The sequence below is a fragment of the Microbacterium sp. NPDC060132 genome, from assembly GCF_042729675.1.
Lineage (GTDB): Bacteria > Actinomycetota > Actinomycetes > Actinomycetales > Microbacteriaceae > Microbacterium > Microbacterium sufflavum.
Genome location: NZ_JBHWXU010000001.1, coordinates 1,505,292 through 1,521,408, shown reverse-complemented (window position 1 = coordinate 1,521,408; position 16,117 = coordinate 1,505,292). Strand labels below are relative to the sequence as shown.

The 16,117-nt window shown below is 72.3% G+C and carries 13 protein-coding genes; 4 read left to right on the top strand and 9 right to left on the bottom strand.

From position 1 onward, the window contains the following. Positions 1-43: 43 nt before the first annotated feature. From ACFWCH_RS07500 to ACFWCH_RS07475, 6 genes are all read right to left on the bottom strand, one after another. Positions 44-2,290 carry a glycoside hydrolase family 3 N-terminal domain-containing protein gene (locus tag ACFWCH_RS07500; RefSeq protein ID WP_378803266.1) on the bottom strand — a complete coding sequence of 749 codons (2,247 nt, stop codon included), beginning with the start codon at positions 2,288-2,290 and terminating at the stop codon, positions 44-46. Beyond that, positions 2,290-3,375, bottom strand: coding sequence for an ABC transporter permease (locus ACFWCH_RS07495; RefSeq protein WP_205814343.1), 1,086 nt, complete (start codon positions 3,373-3,375; stop codon positions 2,290-2,292). Before ACFWCH_RS07495 ends, ACFWCH_RS07500 begins: the two co-directional genes overlap by 1 nt. 1 nt (position 3,376) lies before the next feature. Beyond that, positions 3,377-4,465, bottom strand: a complete 1,089-nt coding sequence (locus tag ACFWCH_RS07490) for an ABC transporter permease (RefSeq protein ID WP_378803265.1) — start codon at positions 4,463-4,465, stop codon at positions 3,377-3,379. Beyond that, the gene (locus tag ACFWCH_RS07485) at positions 4,462-5,265 is read right to left on the bottom strand and encodes an ABC transporter ATP-binding protein (RefSeq protein ID WP_136036133.1); all 804 of its coding nucleotides are present in this window, start codon (positions 5,263-5,265) and stop codon (positions 4,462-4,464) included. Before ACFWCH_RS07485 ends, ACFWCH_RS07490 begins: the two co-directional genes overlap by 4 nt. Beyond that, positions 5,262-6,086, bottom strand: a complete 825-nt coding sequence (locus ACFWCH_RS07480; RefSeq protein WP_378803263.1) for an ABC transporter ATP-binding protein — start codon at positions 6,084-6,086, stop codon at positions 5,262-5,264. The genes ACFWCH_RS07485 and ACFWCH_RS07480 overlap by 4 nt, the downstream gene beginning before the upstream one ends. A 109-nt stretch (positions 6,087-6,195) precedes the next feature. Next, on the bottom strand, positions 6,196-7,857 hold the full coding sequence (locus tag ACFWCH_RS07475; RefSeq protein ID WP_378803262.1) for an ABC transporter substrate-binding protein: 1,662 nt from the start codon (positions 7,855-7,857) through the stop codon (positions 6,196-6,198). A gap of 125 nt (positions 7,858-7,982) precedes the next feature. On the opposite strand from ACFWCH_RS07475, the gene ACFWCH_RS07470 reads away from it, so the two are divergent. Together ACFWCH_RS07470 and ACFWCH_RS07465 are read left to right on the top strand one after the other, a co-directional pair. Next, entirely contained in the window at positions 7,983-8,627 is a 645-nt protein-coding gene (locus tag ACFWCH_RS07470; protein WP_136045515.1) for a TetR/AcrR family transcriptional regulator, read from the top strand. 20 nt (positions 8,628-8,647) lie between these two features. Then, positions 8,648-9,865 (top strand): amidohydrolase, encoded by a 1,218-nt coding sequence (locus ACFWCH_RS07465; RefSeq protein ID WP_136032758.1) that lies wholly within the window; start codon positions 8,648-8,650, stop codon positions 9,863-9,865. 58 nt (positions 9,866-9,923) lie between these two features. Here the strand turns inward: ACFWCH_RS07465 and ACFWCH_RS07460 are convergent, their stop codons facing one another. From ACFWCH_RS07460 to ACFWCH_RS07450, 3 genes are read right to left on the bottom strand one after another with little or no spacing between them, the layout of a single operon-like run. Beyond that, positions 9,924-10,250, bottom strand: coding sequence for a hypothetical protein (locus tag ACFWCH_RS07460; RefSeq protein WP_378803261.1), 327 nt, complete (start codon positions 10,248-10,250; stop codon positions 9,924-9,926). A 39-nt stretch (positions 10,251-10,289) separates the two neighbouring features. Then, positions 10,290-10,994 (bottom strand): GTP pyrophosphokinase family protein, encoded by a 705-nt coding sequence (locus ACFWCH_RS07455; RefSeq protein WP_247638218.1) that lies wholly within the window; start codon positions 10,992-10,994, stop codon positions 10,290-10,292. 50 nt (positions 10,995-11,044) lie between these two features. Beyond that, positions 11,045-11,743, bottom strand: a complete 699-nt coding sequence (locus ACFWCH_RS07450; protein WP_247638217.1) for a response regulator transcription factor — start codon at positions 11,741-11,743, stop codon at positions 11,045-11,047. A 418-nt stretch (positions 11,744-12,161) separates the two neighbouring features. On the opposite strand from ACFWCH_RS07450, the gene ACFWCH_RS07445 reads away from it, so the two are divergent. Next, positions 12,162-14,060 (top strand): hypothetical protein, encoded by a 1,899-nt coding sequence (locus ACFWCH_RS07445; protein ID WP_247638216.1) that lies wholly within the window; start codon positions 12,162-12,164, stop codon positions 14,058-14,060. Next, complete coding sequence (locus ACFWCH_RS07440; RefSeq protein WP_247638215.1) at positions 14,057-16,114, top strand: ATP-binding protein; 2,058 nt, start codon at positions 14,057-14,059, stop codon at positions 16,112-16,114. The genes ACFWCH_RS07445 and ACFWCH_RS07440 overlap by 4 nt, the downstream gene beginning before the upstream one ends. Positions 16,115-16,117 lie beyond the last annotated feature (3 nt).

The following is a 16,117-nucleotide window of genomic DNA, read 5'->3' as shown; positions in this document are numbered from 1 at the left end:
TCAAATCGAGCGAACTCGTCCGTCCACCCTCCGCCCCACCGCCTCAGCCGATGCGGAACCCCGCCGCCAGCAGCACCTCCTCGCGCGAGCTCGGGCCGACCAGCAGCGTGAACGCGCCGGGCTCCACCCGGCGCACCCCCGCCGCATCGACGATCGTGCACTCGGCCGCCGGCACCTCCACCCGCACCCGCACGGACTCCCCCGGCGACACGTCGACCTGGCGATACGCCTTGAGCTCCCGATCGGTCCAGCTCACGCTCGTGACCTCGTCGCGCACGTACACCTGCACGGTCTCGCGCGCGGGCCGGGCTCCCGTGTTCGTCACCGTCACGTGGCCCACGACCGTGTCGTCCGCCGTGAGAGCCTCCGCCTCCAGCTCCAGGTCGGAGTACTCGACCGTGGTGTACGAGCGCCCCTCGCCGAACGCCCAGGCGGGCGACTGCGTGAGGTCGGCGTACCGGTCGCCGTGCTGTCCGCGGATCTGGTTGTAGTAGGTCGGCTGCTGTCCCACGTGGCGCGCGAACGAGATCGGCAGTCGGCCGGACGGCTCGACCAGGCCCGCCATGACCTCGGCGAGCGCGCGACCACCCTGCATCCCGGGGTTGGCCGCCCAGATCACGGCCGCCGCGCGCTGCGCCGACGCCGGGAGCACGAGCGGCTTCGACGCGAGCAGCACGATCACGACCGGCGTGCCGGTGTCGATCAGCGCGTCCAGCAGCGCGTTCTGGCCGCCGATGAGCTCGAGCGTGGCCGTCGAGCGGCCCTCACCCACGAGCTCGATCCGGTCGCCGACCACCGCGACCACGACGTCGGCGGCCTCGGCGTCGGCCACGGCCTCCGCGATCAGCGCCGCGTCGGGCGCACACGGCCGCACCACCGGCGGCCGCGGCTGCTTGTCGGGGAAGTGCGTGCCCCGCGGGTCGTCCTCGAGGGTGAGGATGTCGGCGCCGCGCGTGTGCGTCACCCGCCAGCCGTCCACCGCGCGCAGCCCGTCGAGCACGGTCGTGATCATGTCGCGCGGCTGCCCGTCGAGCCACCCCGCCTGACCCGAACCTCCCGCCCAGTCGCCCAGCTGCGTCTGTGCGTCGTCGGCCAGGGGTCCCGTCACGGCGATGCGCAGCGCGGCGGCGGGGTCGAGCGGCAGCACGCCGTCGTTCTCCAGCAGCACGAGGGAGCGTCGCGCCGTCTCCAGGTTCAGCTCGGCGTGCGCGGCGCTGCCCACCACGGACGACAGGTCTGCGCGCGGCAGTCGCGGATCCTCGAACAGCCCGAGCTCGAACTTGAGCGTGAGGATGCGGGCGACCGCGTCGTCGAACGCGTCGTCGGGCAGCAGCCCCTGCGCCACCGCGTCGAGCGCGCCCTCGAAGAACCCGGGCGTGGTCATGACCATGTCGTTGCCCGCGCGCACCGCGGCCGCGGCCGCCTGGGTCAGGTCGGGCTGGATGCGCTGCTCCCACACCATGCGCCCGACGTTGTCCCAGTCGGTGATGAGGGTGCCGGTGTAGCCCCACTCGTCGCGCAGCACGTCGCTGAGCAGCCAGTCGTTCAGGGTGATCGGCACGCCGTCGGTGGTCTGGTAGCCGAGCATGAACGTGCGGCAGCCCTCGCGGGCCACGCGCTCGAACGGCGGCAGGAACCAGGAGCGCAGCTTGCGGCGCGAGATGTCGGCCTCGCTCGCGTCCCGTCCGCCCTGCGTCTCGGAGTACCCCGCGAAGTGCTTGGCGGTCGCGAGGATCGCGGTCGGGTCGTCGAGCCCGTCGCCCTGGTAGCCGCGCACCATGGCGCTCGCGAGCTCGCCGATCAGGAACGGGTCCTCGCCGAACGTCTCGTTGATCCGGCCCCACCGCAGGTCGCGCGCGATGCACAGCACGGGAGAGAAGGTCCAGTGGATGCCGGTGACCGCGACCTCCTCCGCTGTGGCCCGCGCGACGCGCTCCAGCAGCTCGGCGTCCCACGTCGCTGCCATGCCCAGCTGGGTGGGGTAGATCGTCGCACCCGGCCAGAACGAGTGGCCGTGGATGCAGTCCTCGCCCACGAGCAGGGGGATGCGCAGGCGGGTCTGCGCCGTGAGCTCGTTCGCCCGCACGATGCGCTCAGGAGACGTGTGCAGGATCGAGCCGACGTGACGCCGCAGCACGTGGTCGTCGAGATCGTCGCGGGCGTCGAGCTGCAGCATCTGCCCGACCTTCTCCTCCACGCTCATGCGGGAGAGGAGGTCGGCGACGCGCTCGGGGATCGGCAGGGAGGGGTTCTGGTACGGAAGGGTGGTCGTCGGGAGCAGAGAGGTCATCACTTCGTGTTCTGTGTCGTCGTATCGGTGGTGTCGGTCGTCGGCAGGGGGACGGAGCGCACGGCCGTGACCGGCGCGTTCACGTCGAGCCCCTTCTTCTTCATGGCCCGTGCGCGCTCTCCGGCGGAACGCAGCCGCGGGTTCACATACTCGTCGATCCCGAAGTTGATCAGCGACAGGGCCACGCCGATGATCGCGATGCAGAGCCCCGCGGGCACGTACCACCACCACAACCGGGGGAAGGCGCCGTTCTGCTGCGCCCAGAACAGGATCGTGCCCCAGTTGAGGTTGCTCACCGGGATCACCCCGATGAACGCGAGCGTCGTGAGGCCGAGGATCGCGGCGGTCACGGTGCCGACGAAGCTCGACGCGATGAGCGCCATCAGGTTCGGCAGCATCTCGACCGTGATGATGCGGCGCAGCGGCTCGCCGTTGGCGCGGGCGGCCTGGATGAAGTCGCGGTTGCGCAGCGACATGGTCTGCGCCCGCAGCACGCGCGCACCCCACGCCCACCCGGTGAGCCCGAGCACGGCGGCGATCACGATCAGCGGCGGGTTGTCGAACTGCGACGCGATGATGATGATCAGCGGGATGCCGGGGATCACGAGGAACACGTTGGTCAGCGCCGACAGCGACTCGCTCTTCCAGCCGCGCACGTACCCGGCGATCACGCCGACCGTGATGGCGATGATGGTGGCGATGAACGCGGCGAGGAAGCCGACGACGATGACCCCGCGCGTGCCGTAGATGATCTGGCTCAGCACGTCCTCCCCCATGTGCGTCGTCCCGAGCCAGTGCTCCCACGACGGCGGCTGGCGGAGCGCGGTGCGGTCCTTCTGGGTGGGTCCGTACGGGGCGATCCACGGTGCCAGGATCGCGACGAGCACGAAGATCCCGAGGATGATGAGCCCGGCCAGGGACTTCGGGTTGCGGAACATCGCGAACGCCTGGCCGAGCTGCGACCGGAACGTCGCGCGGTGCGGGTCGCCCGACGGCGCGGTGCGCAGGGTCGCGGTCTCCGGCATGCCCGAGGCGACAGGCGAGCCGTCGGGGGCGGTGCCTGCGGCGGTGGTGGGAACGGTCATGTCAGGCCTCCGTCTGGCGGGTGCGCGGGTCGAGGTAGGCGTAGACCACGTCGGCGAGGATGTTGGCCACGAGCACCGACAGCGTGATCACCAGGAACACGCCCTGCATGAGCGCGAAGTCCTTGGCGTTGGTGGCGTCGAGCAGCAGCTTGCCGACACCGGGATAGCTGAACACCATCTCCATGACGATGGTGCCGCCCACGATGAAGCCGATCGACAGCGCGAAGCTCTGGATCTGCGGGAGCACGGCGTTGCGGGCGGCGTAGGCCCACAGCACGCGCCGGTTCGGCATGCCCTTCGCCTGCGCGACCGTGATGTAGTCGTCGTCGAGCACGGTCAGCATCATGTTGCGCATGCCGAGCACCCAGCCACCCAGCGAGGCCACCACGATGGTGAGCGCGGGCAGGGTGCCGTGCATGATCACCTGCCCGATGAAGTCCAGGCTCCACTCCGGCGACTGCCCCTTGTCGTAGGCGTGCGACGACGGGAACCACTTGAGCGTCGACGAGAAGACGGCGATCGCGATGAGCCCGAGCCAGAAATACGGGATCGTGTTGAAGAAGGTGGTCACCGGGATGATCGCGTCGAGCTTGCTGCCCCGCTTCCATCCCACGATGGCCCCGGCGACCGTGCCGATCGCGAACGAGATGATCGTCGCGATGCCGACCAGCCCGAGCGTCCACGGGAGGGCGGAGGCGAGCACCTCGGCGACCGGACGCAGACCGTGCAGCGTGGAGATGCCCAGGTCGCCGCGCAGCAGCATGCCCCAGTACTCGACGTACTGCTGCCACACCGATTTGTCGGAGTCGATGCCGAGCAGGATGCGCAGGGCGTCGGCGGCCTCCGGGCTCACGTTGGGGTTGCGCGCGAGATACGAGCTCACCGCGTCGCCCTTCATGAGCCGGGGCAGGAAGAAGTTGATCGTGATCGCCGCCCACAGGGTGAAGAGGTAGAAGCCCGCGCGCCCGGCGAAGAAGCGCCACGGCACGCGACGCCGGCCACGGTCGACCGCCGTCGCGGTGGTGCCGACCTCGAGGGCGTCGCTCGCGACGAGGTCGTTGTCGTCCAGCTGGGGGAAGGCGGTACTCACCGCGCACCTCCGTTCGTGGTGGCGGCGAAGTGCTTCTCCGGGTCGGGAGAGGCGGCGCGCAGCTCGCGGGTGTAGGGGTCCTGCGGGTTCAGGATGACGTCGTCGGCGGTGCCGTACTCGACCACGCGGCCCTGGTTGAGCACCATGATCTCGTCGCTGAAGTGGCGGGCGGTGGCCAGGTCGTGCGTGATGTAGAGCACGCCGAGTCCCTCGTCACGCTGCAGCTCGGCGAGCAGGCTCAGCACGCCGAGACGGATCGACACGTCGAGCATCGACACGGGCTCGTCCGCCACGAGCAGCGACGGGCGGGAGGCGAGGGCGCGGGCGATGGCCACACGCTGCCGCTGGCCGCCCGACAGTTCGTGCGGGCGGCGGTCGATCACGGCGTCGGCGTCGAGCCGCACGCGGGCGAGCAGGCGCCGCACCTCGGCATCGGTGTCCTTCTTCGGCACGACGTCGTCGAGGCGGATGGGCCGCTCCAGGTGGTAGCGGATGGAGTGGGAGGGGTTGAGCGAGGCGAACGGATCCTGGAACACCATGCGCAGCTGCTGGCGGTAGCTCCGCAGCCCCCTGCCGCGCCGTGGGATCGGGGTGCCGTCGAGCAGCACCTCCCCACTGGTGGGGGTCTCGAGCTGGGTGAGGATCTTCGCGATCGTGGACTTGCCGCTGCCGGACTGCCCGACGAGTCCGATCGTGCGGCCGGACTCGAGGGTGAAGCTCACGTCGTCGAGGGCCTTGATCTGGCCGGCGCCGCGCACGGTGTAGCTCTTGGTGACGTGTCGGAACTCGAGCGTGGTCATCGCACCAGCACCCCTCTCTCGCCGGTCAGCCGGGGGAACGACGACAGCAGCCGCCGCGTGTACTCGTGCTGCGGCGCGTTCCAGATGCGCTCGGCCGTGTCGAGCTCGACGATCTCGCCCTCGCGCATGATCGCGATGCGGTCGCTGATCTCGAGCAGCAGCGGCAGGTCGTGGGTGATGAAGACGACCGAGAACCCGAACTCGCGCCGCAGCTGCGAGATCTGCTTCAGGATCTCGCGCTGCACCAGCACGTCGAGCGCCGTGGTGGGCTCGTCCATCACCATCAGCTGCGGGCGCAGGGCGAGCGCCATCGCGATCATCACGCGCTGGCGCATGCCGCCCGACAGCTCGTGCGGGAAAGACCGGTGGCGCTGGCGGCCGACCTTCACGATCTCGAGCAGCTCCTCCGCCTCGGTCCTGCGCTGGCGGCGGTTCATGTCGGGACGGTGGATCTCGAACACGTCCTCCAGTTGCGAGCCGACCGTGGCGACCGGGTTGAGGGCGTTCATCGCGCCCTGGAACACCATCGACACCTTGTCCCAGCGGAATCGCTGCATCGCGTCGACGTCGAGCGCGTTGATGTCGATGTCCGCTCCGGAGGCATCGTGGAAGGTCACACTGCCTCCGGTGATGACGGCGGGAGCACGCAGCAGCCGCTGCACGCCGTAGGCGAGCGTGGTCTTGCCGCAGCCGCTCTCCCCGGCGAGCCCGAGGATCTCGCCGCGCTGGAGTTCGAGGGTCACGTCCTTCACCGCCGCGACGGGCGGATCGACGTCGTACACGACCGAGAAGTCGCGCACGGTGAGCAGGGGGTCTGGCATGGGGTGTCCTTCATGGGAGGCGTCCGTCGTCTCGTCGCTCCGCTTCTCGCTCAGGAACCGGTCGCCGAGGGCGAACCGGTCCCTGAGCGGTCGGAGCGAGACGACGGGTCTACTCGGCGGGCTTCAGCTTCGTGAGGATCTGCACGATGTTCGGCTGCGTGGGGTCGGCCGACGCGTACGTGTCGGTCTCCGACGGCCAGCCGACGTAGTTGCGCGTGTTGAACTCGCCCAGCAGCGGGTGGGCGCCCAGCGGGATGGCCGGCACCTGCTCCGAGAAGATCGTCTGCAGCGTGTCGATCGCGGCGGTGCGCTCCTCGTCGGACGACGCGTTCGCGTACGTGTTCAGCGCCGTCGTCGCCGCGGGGTCGTCGAAGCGGCCGAAGTTGAAGCCGGCCTTACCCTCGGGGGAGATCCACCGCGGGTCCATGGTCGAGGTGTACAGGCCGTAGGCGGTGCCGCTGTCCTCCAGCCAGTGGATGATCGCGGAGAAGGTGCCGTTGTCGCGGGGGTCGGCCCAGCCGCCCCAGTCGGGCATGTCGATCTTGACCTCGGCGCCGATGCCGTCCTTCACGTCTTCGGCGATGAGCTCCTGCGCGGTGTTCCAGTCGCTCCAGCCGGACGGGACGGAGAGAGTGAACGACACGGGCGTGCCGTCCGGGTCGATCAGGGCGTCGTCCTTCCAGGTGTACCCGGCGGTCTCGAGCAGGTCGCGCGCCTTGTCGGCGTCGACCTTGTAGTCCACGCCCTGGAACTCGGGCTGGATCTCGTCCTCGAGGATCGACGACAGGCCGGTGACCGACCAGACGGGCTCACTGGCGCCTTCGCGGGCGATGTCGACGTAGGCGTCGCGGTCGATCACCCAGGCGAGCGCCTGCCGGAAGGCCGGGTCGTCGAACGGCTTCTGCTGCAGGTTCATGAACAGCGTGGCGGAGCCGGTGGTCGGGGAGGCGAGGAACTGGTTGTGCTCGGGGTCGGCCGAGAGGAACTGCTCCTCGATCTGCGGGATGAACGCCTGGGCCCAGTCGGCGTCGCCATTGGCGAGAGCCGTGGTGAGGGCGGTGTTGTCGCCGTAGGAGACGTAGTGCAGCTCGGGCACGGCGAGGTCGCCGCCCCAGTAGTCGTCGCGGGCGTCGAGCGTGACCGACTCGGTCGACCAGTTCGCCATCGCGTAGGGGCCGGTGCCGACGAGGTCGTCGCCCTTGACGGGGTCGGTGGCGGGGTCGTCGAACTTCTCCCAGATGTGCTTCGGCACGATCGGCACGTGCAGCACGCGCGCCTGGTTGACGTACTTGGAGTCGCCGAAGCTCAGCACGACCGTGTCGCCGTCGACCTCGGCTCCCTCGTACTTGAGGCCGGCGGTGTCGAGCGCGGGGATCGAGGCGGTCTCGAAGGAGAAGACGATGTCGTCGGCGGTGAACGGCTCGCCGTCGCTCCAGGTGACGCCCTCGCGGGGGACGACCGTGAGCTGCGTGTAGTCGTCGTTCCACTCGAGGCTCTCGGCGAGCCACGGCGTGGTTCCGCGGTCTCCCGTCTGGTTCACCAGGGCCAGGGTCTCGAACACGACCTTGGCGTAGCCGTACTTCGACGCGGCGGAGTCGCCGACGAACGGGTTGTTCGACTCGGTGGTGATGGCGCCGTCCGGCTTGGCGATGGTGAGGGCGGCGCCGCCGGCTGCGGCGTCGTCCGACCCTCCGGACGAGCATCCGGCGAGGGCCGAGACCCCGAGTGCGGTGATCGCGGTAGCGGCGATCAGAGACGTTCTGAGCTTCATTGCTTCTCCTTGGGCACGGTCGTTGTGCGGCGGCGGTTTGCTTACTGTCGAGAAAGTAAGCTGAGGTGAGGTTACCGAGGAGTAAGTTGGTTGGCAAGCGGGGCCGGTTGAGGAGAGGACGACGCATGTCGGAGAGCGATCACGCCGTGCGGGTGCGCCCGGCGACGCGGGAGAAGCGCGAGCAGATCCTCAAGGCGGCCATCGAGATCTTCGGCAACAAGGGCTCGACCAACGGCACCCTCGCCGACGTCGCCGAGCAGGTCGGCATCACGCACGCCGGGGTGCTGCACCACTTCGGCTCGAAGCAGAAGCTGCTGCTCGAGGTGCTGGCCTACCGCGACCAGGACGACGTCGCCGGGCTCGCCCAGAAGCACATCCCCGACGGTCCCGAGCTGTTCCTGCACCTCGTGCGCACGGCCCTCACGAACGAGAAGCGCCCAGGCATCGTGCAGGCGTACACCGTGCTCTCGGCGGAATCGGTGACCGACGACCACCCCTCCCGCCCCTACTTCGAGGACCGCTACACCACCCTCCGCCGCGAGGTCGCCGCCGCCTTCGGCGAGCTCTGCGCGCAGGAGGGTGTGACCGAGCCCGACACGATCGCGGCGGCGTCGGCCGCGATCCTCGCCGTGATGGACGGCCTGCAGCTGCAGTGGCTGCTGCACCCGGACGCGGTCGACCTGGCCGACGCGAGCGCCTTCGCGATCCGCGCGATCGTGAACGGCGTGCTCCACCCCGGGCCGGAACTCGAGTCCTACGCCCGGCCCTGACCGCGGGCTAGGCTCGGCCCATGGCCATCGATCTCGAAGCGCTCTACATCGACCTCCATCAGCACCCCGAGCTCTCGTTCCAGGAGACGCGCACCGCGGGCATCGCCGCCCAGCACCTGCGTGATCTCGGGCTCGACGTGGAGGAAGGCGTCGGCGTGACCGGCGTCGTCGGCGTGCTGCGCAACGGCGACGGCCCCGTGGTGTGGGTGCGCGCCGACATGGACGCCCTGCCCGTGGAGGAGCAGACCGGCCGCGCGTACGCGAGCACCGCCAAGGGCGTCGACCCGTCCGGCACCACCGTGCCCGTCATGCACGCGTGCGGCCACGACATGCACGTGACCGCGATGATCGGCGCGGTCGAGAAGCTGGTGGCGGAGCGCGAGGACTGGTCGGGCACGCTCGTGGTGCTCATCCAGCCCGCGGAGGAATACGGTGCCGGCGCCAGGGCCATGCTCGACGACGGCCTGCTCGCCCGGTACCCGAAGCCCGACGTGGTGCTCGGCCAGCACGTGACCCCGCTCCCCGCGGGCGTGATCGGGGTGCGCAGCGGCACGCAGATGGCCGCGTCGGACGGCCTCACCGTCACCCTCCACGGCCGCGGCGGCCACGGCTCCCGGCCGCACGCCACGATCGACCCCGTCGTGATGGCGGCCGCCACGGTGATGCGCCTGCAGACCATCGTCTCGCGCGAGATCGACCCGCAGGGGGTGGCCGTGGTCACGGTCGGATCGATCCACGCCGGCCTCAAGAACAACATCATCCCGGCCGAGGCGAAGCTCGAGCTCAGCCTCCGCTACCCGAACGACCAGGTGCGCGAGAAGGTGCTCGCGAGCGTGGAGCGCATCGTGCGCGCCGAGGCCACCGCATCCGGCGCCGAGCGGGAGCCCGAGATCCGCACCGACCACACCCTGCCCGCCACGATCAACGACGAGGAGGCGACCGAGCGCGTCACGACGGCACTCCAGCGTGCGCTCGGCGAGACCGCCGTGATCGACCCCGGGATGTTCACCGGCAGCGAGGACGTCTCCTGGTTCGCGCGGGACGCGGGCGTGCCGCTCGTGTTCTGGTTCTGGGGTGGCGTGGATCCCGCACGGTTCGCCGAGGCCCTCGCCGCCGGCCGCCTGGAGCAGGACATCCCCACCAACCACTCGCCGTTCTTCGCCCCCGAGATCCACCCCACGATCGAGGTCGGCGTCACGGCCATGTCGGCCGCCGCGCGCGAGTTCCTGGGCGCGTAGCGGGGCGACACCCGAGCTGGGTGGCTCCGGAGCGGCGACGCGGATCAGTGGCCGCGGATCAGATCCCGCGCACTGTCACGCGCTCGCGGCCGAGCTGGCTGCTGCGGTTATTGAGGCACCGCGTGCACAGCAGCTCCACGCGGCGCGGGTGCCCGCCACCGCAGACGCACTCGGTCGTCACCCGCCACGCGGCCGCCCTGCCGCACGACACCGGGGCGTCGCGACCGGTGTCGACGGCGGTGTGAGGGGTGTCGGACCCGGTGTGCGGACACTCGCAGCGCGGACCCTCGTCGAGGTCGGGCAGGAGCGCCGGGTCGGTGTGCGGACGGTCGTCCGTCGCGGGCGACGTGCGGGCGGGCGAGGCGGCGGAGGTCATCGCCGTCATGCTCCCACGATCCGCGGCACGGCGCGACGGGTGCCCGGGTCACACGCCCACGATGCGCGGAGCCGGCGGGGGCGGCGGGGCGAGCTGCCGGCGCGGGACGCCGTGCGCCTCGCGGTGCAGGCGCTCCATGCGGCTGTCGAGCTCGGCGGCCGCATCCGCCGCATCGGTCAGGCTCTGCACGAGGTGCGAGGGCACCTGGTTGGAGAACTTGTAGTAGATCTTGTGCTCCAGGCTCGCCCAGAAGTCCATCGCGATCGTGCGGAACTGCACCTCCACCGGCACCGAGAGCGCGCCGGTCGACAGGAACACGGGCACCTCGATGATCGCGTGCAGGCTCTTGTAGCCGTTCGCCTTCGGCTGCGCGATGTAGTCCTTCACGGTGCGCACGGTCACGTCGTCCTGCGCGGTGAGCAGGTCGAACAGCCGGTACACGTCGGCGACGAAACTGCACGTGACCCGCACCCCGGCGATGTCGGTGATCTCGGCGCGGATGCGCTCGAAGTCGGGCTCGTCGATCCCCTTGCGCGCGAGCTTCTCCACGATGCTGTCCGGCGACTTCAGGCGGCTCTTCACGTGCTCGATCGGGTTGTAGGCGTGGTCGTGCGTGAACTCGTCGCGCAGGATCGAGATCTTCGTCTCCACCTCCCGCATGCCGAACTCGTACTCGCGCAGGAAGCGCTGCAGCTGATCGCGCAGCTCCTTGGCCTCGCTGATCATGGCTTCGTCGACCGGGATCACGCTCATGGGATCGACGTTATCGATCCGTGATCGGAAAGCGCTGTGGATTATCACGGTCACGCGGGAGCGTCCGGCGCGTCCCGACCGAGCCCGGCCTCCCTCGCACGCACGATCAGCGCGCTGCGATCGGGCACCGCGAGCTTCGCGAGGATGCCGGACAGGTAGTTGCGCACGGTCTTCGACGACAGCACGAGCCGCCGGGCCACCGCCTGGTTGTCGAGGCCGCGGGCGATGAGGTCGAGCACCTCGCGCTCGCGGTGCGTCAGCTCGGGGAACACCACGGGCCCGGTCGTGCGCGCGCCCGACAGCAGGTCGATCGCGCGGCGCCCCACCTCGGCCGTGAGCAGCACGTCACCCGACGCCACGGCGCGCAGCCCCCGCTCGATCTCGTCCGGCAGCGCGCTCTTGAGCAGGTAGCCCCTGGCTCCGGCGCGGAGGGCGGCGAACACCGAGTCGTCATCGCCGAGCATCGTCACGATGAGCACGCCGATGCCCGGGGCCACCCGCACGATGCGCCGCGTCGCCTCGATGCCGGATCCCGCCCCGAGATCCACGTCCATGAGCACCACGTCGGGCTGCGCGGCCAGCACACCGTCGACCGCCTCGTCCTCGGTGCCGGCCCTGCCCACGACCCGGAACCCCTCGATCGACTCCAGGAAGCTCGACATGCCGAAGGCGAAGACCGGGTGGTCGTCCACCACGAAGATGCGCACGGCACTGTCCGCCGCGTCCACCGCGCTGGACTCCTCTGGCATGCCGCTCACGCTAGCGCTCCCGCCCCGCGGCGCACCACCGCGGGCCCACGCTGCTCCGGGGGGCGACGTGCGGGGAGGGACACCCGGCGGGAGCAGCCCCCGCTCCCGCCGAGTCCGCCGTGCGAGCCCGCAGCCCGCCGGCGGTCGCCTCGCCCGCACCGGTCCCCATGATCCCGCTGCGGCGACCGCGACCCGGTCCCCTCGTGCGCTCGTCGACCCGATCGACCGCGCATGGTCCCCTCCTCCTGCCGACCCGCGTCGGCACGGTGTCCTCCACCGCCACCGACGCTAGGGGTCCCTGCGTCCCGGCTCCGAGGGCACCGTGTCCCGACCGCCCGGGAGATCCGCCCCGGGACGCCCCGCGACCCTGGTCAGGCCGCGCCCCCTCCGGCACACTGAGGCTCGGAGAGGAGCGCCGATGAGCGGAGCCGCCGCCCCCACGGCGCGAGCGCACGGACCCTCGCGCGTGCTCGGAGTGGCGACGACGGCTGCGCTCCTGCTGGCGTCGTGGGGTCCCGCGCTGATCGGTGCGCTGCTGTGCCTGCACTCGTCCGGCGGCATCGAGGCCGTCGGCACGCTCAGCGCCGCCCTGGCGTTCGGCGGTGCGGCCGCACTCCTGCCCGTCCGCGGCGGTCACGGCGGTCGCGGCGGCCCCCTGCTCCCGCTCACCCTCGCCACGACGGGGGTGGGCGGTGGGGCGGCCACGCTTGCGGCGGGACTGCGCGCGGCCGGGGTCGACGGCGGGCTGTGGCTCGACCTGCTGGGCGTGGCGTGGATGCCCGGTGGTCTCACGGTCGCCGGGGCGCTGGGGGCGGCGGTGCTGCTCCACGCCCGTACGCTGCTCGCGGCGGGCGCCGCACTGTCCACGGCCCTCGCGGTGTCGAGCGCCGTGGAGCTGGACCGCGGGACGCCGCTTCCGTTCACGGCCGCCCTGTGGATCGTCTGGCTGGCGCTGGCGCTGTGGTCGGGTGCGACGATCCTGTGGGTCGCCCGGCGACGCTCCTCCCCCGACCGGGAGGCGGCCGTATGGCTCGCGATCGCCCACTTCGCCCTGCTGCTGTGCGGCGTGGGCGGCTTCACGGTCGCGACGGACGGCGGCGGCTCCCTGCTCGGCACCGCGTTCGCCGCGGCCGTGCTGCCCGCGTGCGTGCTGTTCGCTGCGGCCTCGTTCGTGCTCACCGCGATCGCCCGCGCCCCCGACGCCGTGGAGCCGGCGCGGGCCCGGTTCGCGGTCGGAGTGCTCCTGGTGTCCGCCCTGCTGGCCGCCTACGGTGCGGTCGCCGCGACGATCGCGCAGCTCGCGCCACTGCCGCCCACGAGCGCGGGCATGGTCGCCGTCGTGCTGATCGCGGTCGGCGCGGAGCCCGTGCGCCGCGGCGTGCAGCGCGCCGTTGACCAGCTGCTGTACGGCCGCTCCGCCGAGCCGCGTGCACTGCTGCGCACCGTGAGCACGGAGGCGGGCGGCGGCAGCGGCCGCGCGTCGCTGGAGGTGCTGGCCGAAGCGCTGCGCCGGTCGCTCCGCCTCGGCGGGGTCGCGATCGCCTCCTCCGGCCCCGAGCACTCCCACGGACAGGCCGGCACGCTCGATCCCGCAACGCGGGAGGTGGTCGCCCTGCTCGCGGCCGGCGGCGCGTGCGGGACGGTGGAGGTGAGCGGCACCTCCGGTCGGCGCGTGGAGCCGCGCAGCCTCGCCGCGCTGCGCCGCATCGGCGGGGTGCTGAGCGTGGCGGTGCTGCTGGCCGACGCCGACGAGGGTCTGCGCGTGGCCAGAGACGGCGCGCGGCGGATCGCGGCCAGCGAGCGGCGGTTCGCGCGGGCCGAGATCGAGGCAGGACTCGAGCCCGTGCTCGCCCGGGTGCGCCGGGCCCTGCGCGCGCTCCCGGACTCTCCGCGACCCGACCTCGTGCTGCGTGATGCCTCGGCCGCACTGCAGGCGGCGACCACCGAGGTGCGCGACCTCGCCCGCACCCTGCTGCCCGGGGCGCTCGACGCCGGCGACCTGACCGGCGCGCTGAGCGAACTCGCCGCGCGCTTTCCGGAGCCGGCGCTGCACGCCGAGGTGCGGCGGGCGCCCGAACACCCCGAGCACCTGTACCACCTGGTCGCTGAGGCGATGCTGCGTGCCCGCCGGGAGGGCGGGGTCGAGCGGATCGAGGTCACGGTGGGCCCCGCCGACCGCGCGGTGCTGCGGGTGGTAGGGGCCGCGGTGCGGGTCGACCCGATCGTGCGGGCGCTGCACGCCAGGGTCGCCGAGCGCGTGCCCGGGGAGGAGCCGACCGGGCGCCGCGCGGTCACGGTGACGGCGGTGCCCGCATGACAGGCGGCGGTGCTCGGCGCCTCGCGGGGGTCGCGGTGCTCGCGAGCGCCTGGGGTCTGGCGGCCGCGTCGATCCTGCTGGCGTGGCGGTTCGAGCTCCCGGCGGCCCCCGTCGCCGGCACCTTCCTCTCTCCGGCCCCGCCGGCCGCGCAGGCCCGGTTCGACGACATCGGCCTCACGGTCGCGGCGGTGTACGCGCCCCTGGCCGCGGTGCTCCTGGTGCGTCGTCCGCAGCCGGTCGCCGTGCTGCTCGCGGTGCACGCCGTGGGCTCGGGGCTCGCCGCGTTCGGCGTGCAGTACGGCCTCTTGGCGGTGGAGAGCGGCGGGCTGCCCGGGGGCGCACTGCTCGCCTACGCGGGCGGCTGGGCGTTCGTCCCCGGCACCTTCCTGACCGCGGTCGTGCCGCTGCTGCTGCTCCCCGGCCGGCGCGCCGCCCTCGACCGTGGGCTGCTGTGTCTCGTGGTGACGGCGGCCGGCGTGGCCACCGTCGCGTCCCTCACCCAGCAGGGCGCCGGACCGCTCGACAACCCGCTCGCCCCGGACTGGCCGTGGTACCAGGCGATGCTGCCCGGCGCCTACGGGGCCGCGGCCGCCGTGACGCTGTGCGCCTCGACCGCGGTCGCCGTGATCGTGCTGAAGCGGGCACTCCGGTCACCGCGGTCGCAGCGGTACGCCCTGATCTGGCTGCTGGTCGGGCATGTGTTCCTGACTGCCTCCTACGTGGTCACGGTGCTGCCCGCCTCGCTCCAGCTCGCAGCCCCGCTGTGGGTGTTCGGCACCATCGCGCCCATCGTCGGGCAGATCTTCTATCCATCGGCGGTGCTCGTGATGGGTCTGCAGCATCGGCTGCGCGGCGTCGACGTGACAGTGAGCACGGTGCTCACGACCAGCATCCTGGCGGTGCTCGCCGCGACGGGCTACCTGCTGATCGTGACAGCGATGGAGACGGTCGGCCCTCCGACGCCACTGGCCGTGTTCGCCACCGCGGCGCTGGTCGCGATCGGGCTGCTGCCGATGCGGCGCCTCATCCGCCGGCGGGTCGACCGCCTCGTGTACGGCGACGCCGGGGCGCCCGAGCGGCTCGTGGACACGCTGGGGGCGGAGGTGGGCGAGATCGCCACCGGCGCGGACGGCCTGCGCGCCCTGGCGACGGCGCTGCGGGCCACGCTGCGCCTCGGTTCGGTGCGCCTCCGGGTCGCGGCGGACGACGCGGGCGGTGACGGCGAGCACCTCGGCACCACGGACGTCGTGGTGGGGGATCCCCGCGGCACGACCACGGCCTTCGCGGTGGACGGCGACCCCGGTGTCGTGCTGGAGGTGACCGGGGAGGTCGACGGGGTGCCCGTCGGGCGCAGGACCACCGAGGCGATCGCGGATCTGGGCCCGGTGATCGGCGTGGTCGTGCGGCTCGCGGAGGCATCGACCGCCCTCGCCGAGGCACGGCGGACGGCGGCGGAGGCGCAGCACGCGGAACGACGGGCGCTGCGCCGGGAGCTGCACGACGGGCTCGGGCCCGCGCTGTCCGGAGCGGGGTTCTCGCTCGCCGCGGCCACCAACCTGCTCGCACGGGGTGACCGGGCGGCGGCGGAGGAGACGGCCGCCCGCGTCGCCGAGCTGCTGGAGGCGCAGACGGCGACCCTCGCCCGGCTCGCCCGCGGCGGCACGACCCCGGTGCACGACCTCGACGGCGAGCTGCGGCGCCTGGTGTCCGCACTGGGCGCGGCGGGGGCGGCCGTGCGTCTCGTTCCGGGTGCCGACCCCGATCTCGACCCCGCCCGTGCGGGCATCCTGCTGCGCATCGCCGCGGAGGCACTGCTCAACGCCGTGCGGCACGCCGGCGCGCGCGAGGTGGTGGTCACGCTCGGCGGCCCCGGCGAGCGGCTGCTGTGCGTGCAGGACGACGGCCGCGGGCTCCCCGATCGTCGAGGGGCCGGCGTGGGGCTCGCGTCGATGCGGGAGTGGGCGGACGAGGCGGGGTTCCGCGTGGGCTGGGACCGACCGCCGGGCGGCGGCACCCGGGTGAGCGTGCACGCCGCCGCGGTCAGCCCCGGCTGAGGC